This is a genomic window from Bradyrhizobium sp. CCGUVB14, from assembly GCF_024199935.1.
Classification (GTDB): Bacteria; Pseudomonadota; Alphaproteobacteria; order Rhizobiales; family Xanthobacteraceae; genus Bradyrhizobium.
Window position 1 is genome coordinate 3,833,782 of the sequence record NZ_JANADS010000001.1, and the last position, 14,377, is coordinate 3,848,158.

The following is a 14,377-nucleotide window of genomic DNA, read 5'->3' on the forward strand; positions in this document are numbered from 1 at the left end:
CGATTATTTGGACTTTCGGGCGAAACCGGGCGTATTCGGAGCGACTTCCTCAACGGCTTCTTAAGGCGCTCCCACCTATGATCGTGCAGGACCCATCCTACGTCCGCCATTTTACCGTGCATTACCCGGGCGCATGAGCCAGACATCGATCGAGCGGCTGAGGGAATATCTCGCGCAGCTCCCGCCGCAGGCGCAGGCGCTGCTGATGCGGGAGTTCGAGCGCGCGCTCGAGCGCGGCCAGGACACCGCTGTGGCGACCCTCGTGCTCGAGCAGCTGCGCAAGATCGTGCGCAAGACCGAGGCCGACGAGGCTCCGCCGCCGCGCACCGACGATCTGTCGCGACTGCTGTTCCAGGTGCTGGAACCGTTCCTGGTGGAGAACGGCGCGCCGACCCGAGTCGGCCAGATCCGCCGCTCCTCGCTGCCTCCGATCTGGCAATGGCTCGGCCGCGACGGTGCCCCGGACAAGATCAACGAATTCGAGGCGGCGCTGGCGCGCATGCCGGCGACGGACAGTTCCGGGCAGGTCGAGGCGCTCGCGCTGAAGCTCCAGGCGGTGGCGGCAGATGCCATCTTCGAGCTGACGGGGCCGGGTGGTGGCGACAAGTCGCGCGCGCTCGCCCGCGTCGGTCCGCCCAACGTGATCGAGGACCTTTATTCGATCGGCGCGGTGCTCGCCGTTCGCGAGGCGCTCGGCACGCTCAATGAAAAGCTGCCGCGCTTCCTGCGCGCATTCGGCGATCCCCAGATCACCTCGGTGACCGCCGCGCTCAACATTCCCGTGCTCCAGACCCCGCAGATGCTGCCATTCGCGCTGTCGGTGGTGGTCCAGCGCATGACCGCGCCGTGGCAGATCATTCGTCTCGCCATCAAGATCGCCGCGTCCGATGACGAGATCCGCGTCGCCGCGACGCCGTACGGCGTGGCGGTCACGATGGCCCTGCACGATCTGGCCCGCGTTGCCGCCAATTTGCGCATGGACATCAAGCGCGGTCATTTCGAGACCGTCGCCGACAATCTGAAGGCGCTGCATGACGGCGTCCGCGGCCTGCGCACCGAGCTCGACCTGCGCAACGATTCAGCCTGGGGCAAGCAGCTGACCTCGATCCGGGCCGACATCTCCAATGCGTTGCAATCGGAGATCGACAGCGTTCCCGGCCGCGTCCGCCGCATCCTGCGCCAGCGCGCGGAGAAGGACATTCCGCCGGGCGCGCGGATCGACAGCACCGAGGTCGAGGAAACCGTGGCGCTGATCGATTTCGTCGCAACCTGCCGCAACTACGCCAGCGAGCTCGCGATCAACGAGGTGACGCTGCGCACCTATTCCGACCTGCAGCAATATGTGGAACGGTCGACCGAGCAGCTGGTGCAATCGCTGCGCGCCGCCGATCACAAGGTCCGCACCTACCGGCAGCAGCAGGTGCAGGCGGCGATCCGCTTCTGCCAGGTGCTGTTCGGCGACGATTACGCCTCGTTGATGAGCCGCGCCGCGGAGAATGCGGCGACGGGCGAGCGCAAATCGACCCGCGCAAGCTGATTCAAGCGCATCTTTTCGTGATCACAATTTGTGGTTGACGCTGCCGGTGGCGAGCCCTACGGTCGCCGCGCAAGCTTCTGGAATTTCTATCTGTGGGCGCATGAAACCCATTATCAGCTCCATCGAAATCGAAAACCGCGTCATTGTTGCCAAATATCAACGGCTGATGGTCGGCGCGAAGGTGGTGCTGGTCGAGAAGGCAAGCGGTCGGCAGCTGACCGAGACCGTTACCAGGGTTGCATCGCCCGTTCCCGTCGGGGCGTTGCGGATCAGATTGCCTGAAGCAATCGTGCCGGGAACATACTTCCTGAAGGCCTTCAACGGGCACGGCGAGGACGCCGCTCAAAGCGCGGACTTCGAGATCGGCTAAGCCGTTGGATTGTCACCATTTCGGGACTGTGTGCGCTCGCGCCAAATTGACAATTGTCAATTGCCGCATCGTCCGGCCGTGGTGTAAAGCCAGCTACAGGCGCGGCTCGCGCGCTGCCGGAAGCTTGCCTGATGACGCTATGGTTCGTGTTCGCGCTGATGACGGTCGCGGCGATATTCGCCGTGCTCTGGCCGCTCGGCCGTGGCGCGCGTCCTGACAATCAAGGCAGCGAGGTCGCGGTCTACAAGGATCAGCTGGCCGAGATCGAGCGTGATCTTGCCGCAGGCCTGATCGCGCAACCTGAAGCCGAGGCGGCGCGCGTCGAGATCAGCCGCAGGCTGCTCGCCGCTGCCGGCACCGAGTCTGCGCTCGTGCCGACGTCCAGTCTGAAATGGCGCCGCGCTGCCGCCGTGCTGGCGCTGGTCGGCCTGCCTTTGGTGGCGGCCGCGATCTACATTCCGCTCGGCTCGCCCGCGCTGCGCGACTTCCCGCTGGCGCAGCGCGAGCGTGGCGCCGGGTCCGGCATGGCGCAGTCGCTCGAGAACCTCGTCGTGCAGGTCCAGCAACACCTGGAGAAAAATCCGACCGATGGCCGCGGCTGGAACGTGCTCGCGCCGGTGCTGGAACGGCTTGGCCGGTTCGACGAGGCCGTGCGCGCCTATCGCAGCTCGATCACCTATAATGGCGAGAGCGCGGAGCGCCGCTCCGATCTCGGCGAGGCGATCACGGCCGCTGCCAGCGGCGTGGTGACGGCGGAAGCCAAGGCCGAGTTTGAGCGCGCGCATGCGCTCAACGCCGACGATCCCAAGGCGAACTACTTCCTCGGGCTCGCTGCCGAACAGGACGGCCGCAAGGATGACGCCGCCAATATCTGGCGCGCGCTGCTGGCGAAAGCGCCCGCGGATGCGCCGTGGCGGCCATTGGTGCAGACCTCGCTCGCGCGGGTCGGCGGTGGCGGCGCGACGATGCCGGCGCTGTCCGACGAGACCATCGCTGCGTCCAAGGAGATGAACGACGGCGATCGCAACGCGATGATCCGCGGCATGGTCGAACGTCTCGCCACGCGCCTCAAGCAGAACGGCGACGATGTCGAGGGGTGGTTGCGTCTGGTGCGCGCCTATCTGGTGATGGGCGATCGCGACAAGGCGCTAGGAGCCTCGACCGACGCCCGTCAGGCGGTCGCCAGGGATTCCGAGCGGTTGCGCCAGCTCAACGAAGGCCTCAAGACTCTCGGGCTCGACGGATGACAGTCGCAGCACGAGACGAGCGGAGAACGGATACGCCATGACGCGCAAGCAGCGACGTATGACCATCATCGGCGGCTCGCTCGCCGTGCTCGCGCTCGCGGCCGCGCTGGTGCTCAATGCCCTGCGCGACTCCATCGTGTTCTTCTCGACCCCGACCATGGTGGCCGAGAAGCACGTCCAGCCCGGCAAGCGCTTCCGGCTCGGCGGCCTGGTGCAGCCGGGCTCGCTCCAGCGCGGTGACAATCTCGCGGTGACGTTTGAGGTGGCCGACGGCGGCGCCAAGCTGCCCGTCGCCTACAAGGGCATTTTGCCCGATCTGTTCCGCGAAGGGCAGGGTGTCGTTGCCGAAGGCGCGCTCGATGCCAACGGCGTGTTCAAGGCCGACACGGTGCTCGCCAAGCACGACGAGACCTACATGCCCAAGGACGTTGCCGATGCCCTGAAGAAGCAGGGGCACTGGAAGGACGATTACGGCGCCCAGGCGTCCGGTGCCACAAGGCCTTCGGCGACCACGGCGCAGGGCAATTCGCAGGGAGCGGTGCGGTGATCGCGGAAGCCGGACATTACGCGCTGGTGCTGGCGCTCGCGCTGGCGCTGATCCAGTCCTTCGTGCCGATGATCGGCGCACGCTTGCGCGATCCGGCGCTGATGAACGTGGCGCGCTCCACCGCGCTGGCGCAGCTCCTGTTCGTCGGCGCGTCGTTCATCGCGCTCGTGACGTTGCACGTGAACTCGGACTTCTCCGTCGCCAACGTCTACGAGAATTCCCACTCCATGAAGCCGTTGATCTACAAGATCACCGGCGTGTGGGGAAACCATGAAGGCTCGATGCTGTTGTGGGTGTCGATCCTGGCGCTGTTCGGCGGGCTCGTCGCCGCCTTCGGCAACAATCTGCCGCTGTCGCTGCGCGCGCATGTGCTCGCCGTTCAGGCCTGGATCGCGAGCGCCTTCTATCTCTTCATCCTGATCACCTCGAACCCGTTCCTGCGCATCGTCAATCCGCCGATCGAGGGTCGCGATCTCAATCCGGTGCTTCAGGACATCGGTCTCGCCGTGCATCCGCCGATGCTCTATCTCGGCTATGTCGGCTTCTCGATCTCGTTCTCGTTCGCGATCGCGGCGCTGATCGAGGGGCGGATCGATGCGGCCTGGGCGCGCTGGGTGCGGCCGTGGACGCTGGTCGCCTGGATCTTCCTGACGCTCGGGATCGCGATGGGCTCCTACTGGGCCTATTACGAGCTCGGCTGGGGCGGCTGGTGGTTCTGGGACCCGGTCGAGAACGCCTCGCTGATGCCCTGGCTCGCCGGCACGGCGTTGCTGCACTCGGCGCTGGTGATGGAGAAGCGCAACGCGCTGAAGGTCTGGACCATCCTGTTGTCGATCCTGACCTTCTCGCTGTCGCTGCTCGGCACCTTCCTGGTGCGCTCGGGCGTCATCACCTCCGTGCACGCGTTCGCCAATGATCCGACCCGCGGCGTCTTTATCCTGCTGATCCTCTGCCTGTTCATCGGCGGCAGCCTGTCGTTGTTCGCAGGACGCGCGACCTCGTTGAAGCAGGGTGGCCTGTTCGCGCCGATCTCGCGCGAGGGCGCGCTGGTGCTGAACAATCTGCTGCTGACGGTGGCCTGCGCGGTCGTGCTGTTCGGAACGCTTTATCCGTTGGCGATGGAAGTGCTCGCCGACTTCAAGATGTCGGTCGGCGCACCGTTCTACAATCTCACCTTCGTGCCGCTGTTCGTGCTGCTGCTGCTCGCCGTGCCGTTCGGCCCCATGCTGGCGTGGAAACGCGGCGATCTGCTCGGCGTCACCCAGCGGCTGCTCGCGGCCGGCGTGGCGGGCCTCGTGGTGATCGCCATCGTCTGGACCTGGACGCGTGGCGGCAGCGCGCTGGCGCCGTTGGCCATCGGGCTTGGGGTCTTCGTCATCGCCGGCGCTGTGACCGATATGGCTGAGCGAACCGGCCTGTTTCGTCTGCCGTTCGCGACGACGTTCCACCGCGCCCGCGGCCTGCCGCGCTCGGCCTGGGGCACCGCGTTCGCGCATGCCGGGCTCGGCGTCGCGCTGATCGGGATCGTCTGCGAGACCACCTGGAACAGCGAATATATCGCGACCATGAAGCCGAACGACGTCGCGCAGGTCGCCGGATACGAGCTGAAGCTCGACGGCCTGACCGAGCGGCAGGGGCCGAACTACCGCGAGATGATCGCCCAGTTCAACGTCACTCGCGATGGCGACGCGCTGAGTGTCATGACGCCGTCGAAGCGCAGTTTCACCACGCGCGGCTCCTCCACCACGGAAGCTGCGCTTTTGACGCGCGGCGCGAGCCAGCTCTACATCTCGCTCGGCGATGTCACGGCCGAGGGCGCGATCGCCGTGCGCATCTATCACAAGCCGTTGGTGCTCATGATCTGGTGGGGACCGGTGCTGATGGCGTTCGGCGGCGTGCTGTCGCTGTCCGACCGGCGGTTGCGGGTCGGCGCGCCGAAGCCGGCGCGGGCCAAGCAGCGCCTGCAACCGGCGGAGTGACGCGATGCGCCGGATGATGGCCGCGTTCGTCGCGCTTGTGCTGCTGGCCGCTCCGGCGGCCTACGCCGTGCAGCCTGACGAGATCATGTCTGATCCGGTCAAGGAGGCCCGCGCGCGCGACCTGTCGCGCGAGCTGCGCTGCATGGTCTGCCAGAACCAGTCGATCGACGATTCCGATGCGCCGCTTGCGCGCGACCTGCGTCTTCTCGTGCGCGAGCGGATCGCGGCCGGCGACAGCAATGGCGAGGTGCTCGACTTCCTGGTCGCCCGTTACGGCGAGTTCGTGCTGCTCAAGCCGCGCTTCGAACGGCAGACCATGTTGTTGTGGCTGCTCGCGCCGTTGCTGCTGGCAGGCGGCGGCTTTGCGTTGTGGCGGCAGAACCGCCGCCGTGCGCAAGCAGGTGCAGATGTCCCGACGCCGCCGCTGACGCCGGACGAAGAGGCGCGGCTCGCGGCGTTGATGTCCGAGGACGCGGCATCGCGCTAGCCGGATTCACGTCGGCGCGAGCGCCTGGTGCCGTCACCGGAACTTGATTAAGTTCCTGTCAAAGCACGATTTTTTACCTGCGCTAAACTGCCGCAGGACGGCGCGGTCTTTATTACAAAAGTTTAACCCCGCAGCCAGCGCGCGGTAAGGCGCAAGTCCCCATCTTCAGGTCCGTAAGGTGCCGCTACCAGGCACCAAATGGATTTCAAGGCCCTGGAGAGCTGCATGAACGACCGTATCGACCTCACGAACCTTCCGTCCTACCGGCAGCCTCGCCGTTCGGTGTTTTCCGCCCGCAGGATCGCGCTGATGGCCTCGGTCGTCGCCGGCCTCGGCATCGTGGTCCACGGCTTCAGCCCGTCGACGTCGCCCGCCGACCTGTTCTCCAGCCCGGCGCACGCGCAGGTCAACAACGAGGTCAAGAAGGTCGAGCGTCCGATCGGTTTCGCCGACATCGTCGAGCGGGTGAAGCCCTCGGTGATCTCGGTGAAGGTCAACATCAAGGAGAAGACCGCGAGCAACGATGATGGCGACGATGCGCAGTCGCCGTTCCAGCCGGGCTCGCCGATGGAGCGCTTCTTCCGCCGCTTCGGCGGCCCGGACGGCATTCCCGGTCTGAAGGGTGGCGGTCGTGGCCGCGTCGTGCAGGGCCAGGGCTCCGGCTTCTTCATCTCGGCTGACGGCTTTGCGGTGACCAACAACCACGTGGTCGACGGCGCCGACAAGGTCGAGGTCACCACCGACGACGGCAAGACCTACAGCGCCAAGGTGATCGGCACCGACCAGCGCACCGACCTTGCCCTGATCAAGGTCGAGGGCGGCTCGAACTTCCCGTTCGCCAAGCTCGCGGACAGCAAGCCGCGGATCGGCGACTGGGTGCTGGCGGTCGGCAACCCCTTCGGCCTCGGCGGCACCGTGACCGCGGGCATCGTCTCGGCCAGCGGCCGCGATATCGGCAACGGCCCCTATGACGATTTCATCCAGATCGACGCGCCCGTGAACAAGGGCAATTCGGGCGGCCCGGCCTTCGACACCAACGGCGAGGTGATGGGCGTCAACACGGCGATCTACTCGCCCTCCGGCGGCAGCGTCGGTATCGCGTTCTCGATCCCCGCCAACACCGTGAAGAGCGTGGTTGCCCAGCTCAAGGACAAGGGCTCGGTCAGCCGCGGTTGGATCGGCGTGCAGATCCAGCCTGTCACCTCTGACATCGCTGACAGCCTCGGTATGAAGAAGGCCGAAGGCGCGCTGGTGGCGGAGCCGCAGAAGGATGGTCCCGCGGCCAAGGCCGGCATCGAGTCCGGCGACGTGATCACGTCGGTCAACGGCGAATCCGTCAAGGACGCCCGCGAGCTCGCCCGCACCATCGGCGGCATGGCGCCCGGAGCGTCCGTGAAGCTCAACGTGCTGCACAGGGGCCAGGACAAGGTCGTGAACCTCACCCTCGGCCAGCTGCCGAACACGGTCGAGGCCAAGGCCGACATCGACAACGACAGCGGTAAGGGCGCCAGCAAGGGCACCGACGTGCCGAAGCTCGGCATGACGGTTGCTCCCGCCAATTCCGTGGCCGGTGCCGGCAAGGACGGCGTCGTGGTCACCGAAGTCGATCCGAAGAGCGCAGCCGCCGAGCGCGGCTTCAAGGAAGGCGACGTGATTCTCGAAGTCGGCGGCAAGAGCGTGAGCACCGCCGGCGATGTCCGCGACGCCATCAACACCGCGCGGACCGACAACAAGAACAGCGTCCTGATGCGCGTGAAGAGCGGCGGCCAGTCGCGCTTCGTCGCGGTGCCCATCGCCAAAGGCTGACACGGGCCGAGCCTCAGGAGGCTTACGAGATGAAGGGTGTCGCCGGCATCAGTCGCCCCCGCCGCCGGCACTCTTCCGGGGAGCAGCGCAAGCTTGCTCCCCACGCCTACCTTCCGGTGGAAATACGCCCCCCTCCGTCGGAAGGCCTAGGGCGGTGAGGTCCCCCCAGCTTCACCGCCCGCCTTTTTGCCTACCCAAGTCCCGTTCGCTTGGCTTGCATGCGATTGCCGCTCGCGCCATGTTCAGAGAAGGTTGACCTCCTTGACCGCCGCCGAACGCACAATGCGCCTCCTGATCATCGAAGACGACCGCGAATCCGCCGACTATCTCGTGAAGGCGTTTCGCGAGGTCGGACACATTGCCGACCACGCCGGTGACGGCGAGGAGGGCCTCGCCATGGCCGAGAACGGCGACTACGACGTGCTCGTGGTCGACCGCATGCTGCCCAAGCGCGACGGGCTGTCGCTGATCGGCTCGCTGCGTGACAAGGGCGAAACGACGCCGGTGCTGATTCTCTCTGCGCTCGGGCAGGTCGACGATCGCATCAAGGGCCTGCGCGCCGGCGGCGACGACTATCTGCCAAAGCCCTATTCCTTCGCCGAGCTGCTCGCCCGCGTCGAGGTGCTGTCGCGCCGCCGCGGCGGACCTGCCGAGGATACGCTCTACCGTGTCGGCGACCTCGAGCTCGACCGGCTCTCTCACCGCGTCGCCCGCGGCAAGGACGAGCTGACGCTGCAGCCGCGCGAATTCCGCCTGCTCGAATATCTGATGAAGCATGCCGGCCAGGTGGTGACGCGCACCATGCTGCTGGAGAACGTCTGGGACTATCATTTCGATCCGCAAACCAACGTGATCGACGTGCACATCTCACGGCTGCGCTCCAAGATCGACAAGGGCTTCGAGCGGCCGCTGCTGCACACGATCCGCGGCGCCGGGTATATGATCCGTGACGGCATTCGGTAAACTCGTCCGCACCACGGCATTCCGGCTGACGCTGGTCTACCTGTTCCTGTTTGCGATTTTCGCGGCCTCGCTGCTGGGCTATTTCGCCTGGAATACGCGGCGGCTGATCACCGAAGAGATCACGCAGACGGTGAATGCCGAGACCTCGGAGATCAACGAGATCTACGGACGCCGCGGCCTGTTCGGGCTCGTGCGCACGATCGAGTATCGGGCGCTGCGGCCGGGCGCCAACCTCTACCTCGTGACCACGCCGACCGGGCAGGCGGTTGCCGGCAATGTCGGCTCGCTGGCGCCGGGCGTGATGGCAACGCGCGGCTGGTCGGAAACCGCTTATCGCCGGATCGAGGACGCGGATGACCGCGATCATCGCGCGCTCGTTCGCGTCACCGAATTGGAAAACGGCTTCCGGCTTCTGATCGGCCGCGACCTCGCCGAGCGACGGCGCCTGTTCGGCATCGTGGCGAAGGCGGCGCAATGGTCGGTGCTGATCGTCGTGGTGCTCGGCCTCGGCGGCGGCGTTTTCGTCGCGCGCAGGGTGCTGACGCGCATCGACGCGATGTCCGGGACGGCGCATCGCATCATGATCGGCGATCTCAGCGAGCGCCTGCCGGTTGGCCGCAGCGGCGACGAGCTCGACCGCCTCGCCGAAAACCTCAACGCCATGCTGGAGCGGATCGAGGCGCTGATGGCGGGGCTGAAGGAAGTCTCCGACAACATCGCCCACGACCTCAAGACGCCGCTGACGCGCCTGCGCAATCGCGCCGAGGAGGCGCTGGCGAAATCGGGCTGCGAGGCCGATTATCGCGCGGCGCTGGAGCGGACCATCGAGGAATCCGACGGGCTGATCCGCACCTTCAACGCGCTGCTGATGATCGCGCGCGCGGAGTCCGGCCAGGCGCGCGGCAACATGGATGATTTCGATGCGGCCGATGTCGCCAGCGGCATTCACGAGCTCTACGAGCCGCTGGCCGAAGACGACGGCATGACCTTGAAGGTGAAGACGCAGGCCGCGCCGATTCACGGCAATCGCGAATTGATCAGCCAGGCGGTCGCCAATCTCGTCGAGAACGCGATCAAATACGGCAAGCCGGCTGCGCAGTCGGCGGGAACCGTGGTCAGCTTGGACGCCCGTCAGATCACGATCGAGGCCAAGCGCGAGGGCGATCAGGTGCTGCTCAGCGTCACCGACCGCGGCCCCGGAATCCCCGAGGCCGATCGCAAGCACGTCGTCGAGCGATTCGTCCGGCTGGAGGCGAGCCGCACCATGCCGGGCTCCGGCCTCGGCCTCAGCCTCGCGTCCGCCGTCGCCACATTGCATGGCGGCGAATTGCGGCTCGGCGACGCCCATCCGGGCCTCGTCGCCACGCTGCTGCTGCCGGCGCGCGCGGGGGCCGGCGACAGGGTTGCTCCTCCAATACCGGATGTGCCACAGAAGGTGGCATGAACCACTCCGCGCCGGGAAACGCGGACAAGCATGGTGAGAGCCTGGCCGCACGCTTCGCGGAGGCTCCCCATATTGCCGCTTCCACAACCGACGAACGACGTTTTGAAAGCTGGCTGGCCGAGCTTGAGCCGGCACAGTCGGCGCGTCTGGAAGCCTTGCTGGTCCATCCCTTCGCCCGGACTATTCTCGCCGGGATCGCGGAATTCTCGCCTTATTTGTTCGATCTGGTGCGCGTCGATCCGCTGCGCCTGATCCGGCTGCTCGAATGCGAGCCGGACGCGTATCTTGCTGCGCTGATCGCGGAGGCGAGGGGCGCGGTGCTTGCTGCCCCGGACGAGGCCGAGGTGATGCGGCTGCTTCGTCGCATGAAGGCGGAGGCCGCGCTCCTGATCGCGCTGTGTGACATCGGCGCAGTCTGGCCGGTGATGCGGGTGACGGCCGCGCTGACCGAGCTTGCGGTGTCCTCGGTGCAGGCGGCGCTGCAGTACCTGCTGCGACAGGAAGCCGCACGCGGCAAGCTCGTGCCGCCGGATCCCGAGGCGCCGGAAGTCGGCTGCGGCCTGATCGTGCTCGCCATGGGCAAGATGGGCGCGGGCGAGCTGAACTATTCCAGCGACATCGATCTCATCGTGTTCTTCGATCCCGATGCCACGACGCTGGCGCCCGACATCGAGCCGCAGCCGTTCTTCGTCCGGGTGACGCAAGGCATGGCGCGCATCCTGCAGCAGCGCACCTATGACGGCTATGTGTTCCGCGTCGATCTGCGGCTGCGGCCCGATCCGTCGTCGACGCAGGTGGCGATCTCGCGAGATGCCGCGCTGAACTATTACGAGCGGGAAGGGCGCACCTGGGAGCGCGCCGCGATGATCAAGGCGCGCGCCTGTGCCGGTGATCCCAGGGCAGGCGAGGCGCTGCTGGCCGAGATCGCGCCCTTCGTCTGGCGCAAGCATCTCGACTTCGCAGCACTTGCCGACGTGCACGACATGAAACGGCAGATGCAGACCTACCGCGGCCAGAGCGAGGTCGCGGTCGAAGGCCACAACGTCAAGGTCGGCCGCGGCGGCATCCGCGAGATCGAATTCTTCGCCCAGACCCAGCAGCTGATCGCCGGCGGCCGCCATCCGGAATTGCGGGTGCGGCCGACGCTCGCCGCGCTCGACATCCTCGCGTCCAGCAACTGGATCACCTCTACCGCGCGAGACGAGCTGACCACGGCCTACGAATTCCTGCGCCGGGTCGAGCATCGTCTCCAGATGATCGCCGACGAACAGACCCACACCCTGCCGGAGGACAAGGAGGCGGTCGAACGCTTCGCCTGGTTCTTCGGCTATGACAGCCGCGAGACTTTTGCGCGCGACCTGCTTCGTCAGCTCGAGATCGTGCAGGGCCACTACGAAAAGCTGTTCGAGGGCGATGATCCGACCGGTTCGGCAAGCCTGCCCGCGATCGACTATCGCGCCGGTCCGGACGATCCGCGCTTGTTGCAGCACCTGACGACGCTCGGCTTCAAGAAGCCCGCCGCCCTCGCGCAAACCATCCGTGACTGGCTCACCGGCGACTATCGCGTGTTCCGCAACGGGCAGACGCGAAATGCCTTCGTCGAGTTCGTGCCGGCCCTGATCGACGGCCTCGCGCGTGCCGAGGAGCCCGACCGCGCGGTGGTGGCGTTCGATGATTTCCTTCGCGCGCTCCAGCGCGGCGGCCGGCTCATTACGCTGCTCGGCCAGAACCGCGATCTCGTTGCGCTGGTCGCGCTCGTGCTCGGCGCGGCGCCCCGGCTCGGCGAGATGCTGGCGCGGCAGCCGCAACTGATGGACGGCCTGATCGATCCGCGCTTCTTCGGCGCGATGCCCGACAAGCAGGAATTGTCGGCGCGACTTGCGGCCACGGTGCAGGATGCGGGCTCCTACGAGGAGTTTCTGGACCGCCTGCGTCTGTTCGGGCAGGAGAGCCTGTTCCTGATCGGCACGCGCATCCTCTCCGGCACCGTCTCGGCGCAGCAGGCGAGCACGGCCTTCGCCGACGTCGCCGAGGGCATCGTCGACACCGTGCATCGCCTCGTCGCCGACCGCTTCGCCGACCAGCACGGGCGGATCAAGGGGCAGGAGACCGCCATCATCGCGATGGGCCGGCTCGGCAGTCGCGAGATGACGGCGTCCTCGGATCTCGATCTGATCCTGCTCTACGATTTCGACAGCGACAATCCGGACTCCGACGGCGAGAGGTCACTGCAGGGCGCGCATTACTTTGCCCGCTTCACCCAGCGCCTGATCAGCGCCTTCACGACCCGCACCAATTACGGCGTGCTCTACGAGATCGACATGCGGCTGCGTCCGTCGGGACGCGCCGGTCCGGTCGCGTCGAGCCTCGTCTCCTTCGCCGACTATCAGGCCAACGAGGCCTGGACCTGGGAGCACATGGCGTTGACGCGTGCGCGCGTGGTGTCCGCGTCGCCGGAATTCACCGCGCGGATCGAAAGCATCATCCGCGAGGTCCTGACCCGCCGCCGCGACCCCTCGATCATTGCCAACGACGTCGCCGATATGCGCCGCGCGATCGCGCAGGAGAAGGGCGAGACCGATCATTGGGACCTGAAATACGCCTCCGGCGGTATGGTCGACATCGACTTCATCGCGCAATATCTCCAGCTCGTGCATGCCCACGACAAGCCCGACATTCTCGATGTCGGCACGGTGCAGGTGCTGGAGAATGCCGCGAGACTCGGCGTGCTGCCGCACTCGGAGGTGGAGATCCTGCGCGCCGCGGCGCGGCTCTATCACGATCTGACGCAGATCCTGCGGCTTTGCGTCAGCGACCGCTTCAAGCCGGAAACCGCGGGCTCCGACCTTCAGCGCGTGATGGCGCGCGCCGGCGATGCGCCGGATTTCTCCTCGCTCGAGGCACGCGTGAAGGAGACGCAAAGCGAGGTGCGGCGCGTGTTCAGTGCGCTTCTGGAAGGGAAGTCGTCTGCTTGAGCGACGTCAGCGCTTCGAGCACGTTCGGCTCGAGGCCTGCGCCGCCGGCGTCGAGATGCGCGAAGATCGCGCGCTTCATCCGCGGATCCCAGAACTTCCTGATGTGGTCGGCGATCCCCGGCACGGCCTTGTCGTGGCCCTGGCTGCGGAAGAACGTGCCGATCTGGTTGGCCATGTAGACGAGGCGGTCAGGCGACGACATGAATGATCTCCGGAGCACGATGAGCCGTGATGCGGCCCTGGTGCGTGAACACTTCAAACCCGTCGCTGCGGGCAATTGCGATCAGCGTGATGCCGGCGGCTTCCGCGGCGCGGACCGCGAGCGCGGTGGGGGCGGAGACCGCGACCATCACCGGCGCGCCGATCGCCGCGGTCTTCTGCACCATCTCCACGGAGACACGGCTCGTCAGCAGCACCATGCCGCCGCTCGCGTCCGTCCGGCTGCGCGCCAGCGAGCCTGCGAGCTTGTCGAGCGCGTTGTGGCGGCCGACGTCCTCGCGCAGGGCCACGATGCCGTTCGCGGGCGACCAGAACGCCGCCGCGTGGACCGCGCGGGTCTGGATGTTGATCGCTTGCAGGGGCGCAATGGTCTGCATCGCCGCCATGATCTGCTCGGGCGAAAAGGTCTGCCCCGGCGGCACGATCGCCGCGGGCCGTATGGCTTCGGCGATCGAGTCGATGCCGCAGATGCCGCAGCCGGTGGGGCCGGCAATGTGGCGGCGACGTTCGCTGATGCGCGCGGCGTCTTCAGACTCCAGCCACATGCGCAGCTCGATGCCGTCGTCGAGGCGGACCACATCGAGCGATTTGATGTCGTCGACCGATTTGATGATGCCTTCGTCCAGGCTGAAGCCGACGGCAAAATCCTCGAGGTTCTGCGGCGTCCCCATCATGACGGCGTAGGTGCCGCCATTATAGGTCAGCGCCAGCGGCGTCTCCTCGGGGATCAGCCGCGCCCCGTCGGACGCGACACCGTCGCGCCAGATTTCGCGGTCGATGGCCTGGACCGGCACGTGCATCCT

At 66.6% G+C, this 14,377-nt stretch carries 12 protein-coding genes; 10 read left to right on the forward strand and 2 right to left on the reverse strand.

Going from position 1 to position 14,377, the window contains the following annotated elements; all coding sequences use genetic code 11:
- Positions 1 to 133: 133 nt before the first annotated feature.
- The 10 genes from NLM32_RS17715 to NLM32_RS17760 all read left to right on the forward strand — a co-directional run bounded on the left by NLM32_RS17715 (position 134) and on the right by NLM32_RS17760 (position 13,355).
- Complete coding sequence (locus tag NLM32_RS17715; protein ID WP_254130211.1) at positions 134 to 1,537, forward strand: hypothetical protein; 1,404 nt, start codon at positions 134 to 136, stop codon at positions 1,535 to 1,537.
- Positions 1,538 to 1,637: 100 nt separating this feature from the next.
- Positions 1,638 to 1,907 carry a hypothetical protein gene (locus NLM32_RS17720; RefSeq protein ID WP_254135342.1) on the forward strand — a complete coding sequence of 90 codons (270 nt, stop codon included), beginning with the start codon at positions 1,638 to 1,640 and terminating at the stop codon, positions 1,905 to 1,907.
- A gap of 131 nt (positions 1,908 to 2,038) precedes the next feature.
- Complete coding sequence (gene ccmI / locus NLM32_RS17725; protein ID WP_254130212.1) at positions 2,039 to 3,154, forward strand: c-type cytochrome biogenesis protein CcmI; 1,116 nt, start codon at positions 2,039 to 2,041, stop codon at positions 3,152 to 3,154.
- 37 nt (positions 3,155 to 3,191) lie between these two features.
- Positions 3,192 to 3,701, forward strand: a complete 510-nt coding sequence (gene ccmE, locus NLM32_RS17730; protein ID WP_254130213.1) for a cytochrome c maturation protein CcmE — start codon at positions 3,192 to 3,194, stop codon at positions 3,699 to 3,701.
- Entirely contained in the window at positions 3,698 to 5,680 is a 1,983-nt protein-coding gene (locus NLM32_RS17735; RefSeq protein ID WP_254130214.1) for a heme lyase CcmF/NrfE family subunit, read from the forward strand. The genes ccmE and NLM32_RS17735 overlap by 4 nt, the downstream gene beginning before the upstream one ends.
- A gap of 4 nt (positions 5,681 to 5,684) precedes the next feature.
- Positions 5,685 to 6,167 (forward strand): cytochrome c-type biogenesis protein, encoded by a 483-nt coding sequence (locus NLM32_RS17740; RefSeq protein WP_254130215.1) that lies wholly within the window; start codon positions 5,685 to 5,687, stop codon positions 6,165 to 6,167.
- A 225-nt stretch (positions 6,168 to 6,392) separates the two neighbouring features.
- Complete coding sequence (locus NLM32_RS17745; protein WP_254130216.1) at positions 6,393 to 7,973, forward strand: Do family serine endopeptidase; 1,581 nt, start codon at positions 6,393 to 6,395, stop codon at positions 7,971 to 7,973.
- A gap of 282 nt (positions 7,974 to 8,255) precedes the next feature.
- Complete coding sequence (locus NLM32_RS17750) at positions 8,256 to 8,936, forward strand: response regulator transcription factor (RefSeq protein WP_254130217.1); 681 nt, start codon at positions 8,256 to 8,258, stop codon at positions 8,934 to 8,936.
- Positions 8,920 to 10,380 carry an ATP-binding protein gene (locus tag NLM32_RS17755; RefSeq protein WP_254130218.1) on the forward strand — a complete coding sequence of 487 codons (1,461 nt, stop codon included), beginning with the start codon at positions 8,920 to 8,922 and terminating at the stop codon, positions 10,378 to 10,380. The genes NLM32_RS17750 and NLM32_RS17755 overlap by 17 nt, the downstream gene beginning before the upstream one ends.
- Positions 10,377 to 13,355, forward strand: coding sequence for a bifunctional [glutamine synthetase] adenylyltransferase/[glutamine synthetase]-adenylyl-L-tyrosine phosphorylase (locus NLM32_RS17760; protein ID WP_254130219.1), 2,979 nt, complete (start codon positions 10,377 to 10,379; stop codon positions 13,353 to 13,355). The genes NLM32_RS17755 and NLM32_RS17760 overlap by 4 nt, the downstream gene beginning before the upstream one ends.
- Here NLM32_RS17760 and NLM32_RS17765 read toward each other — a convergent pair.
- Both NLM32_RS17765 and fdhD read right to left on the reverse strand, forming a co-directional pair.
- Positions 13,321 to 13,557, reverse strand: coding sequence for a formate dehydrogenase subunit delta (locus NLM32_RS17765; RefSeq protein WP_194476749.1), 237 nt, complete (start codon positions 13,555 to 13,557; stop codon positions 13,321 to 13,323). The two genes, NLM32_RS17760 and NLM32_RS17765, sit on opposite strands and share 35 nt — an antisense overlap.
- On the reverse strand, positions 13,544 to 14,374 hold the full coding sequence (gene fdhD, locus NLM32_RS17770; protein WP_254130220.1) for a formate dehydrogenase accessory sulfurtransferase FdhD: 831 nt from the start codon (positions 14,372 to 14,374) through the stop codon (positions 13,544 to 13,546). The genes NLM32_RS17765 and fdhD overlap by 14 nt, the downstream gene beginning before the upstream one ends.
- Positions 14,375 to 14,377: the final 3 nt, after the last annotated feature.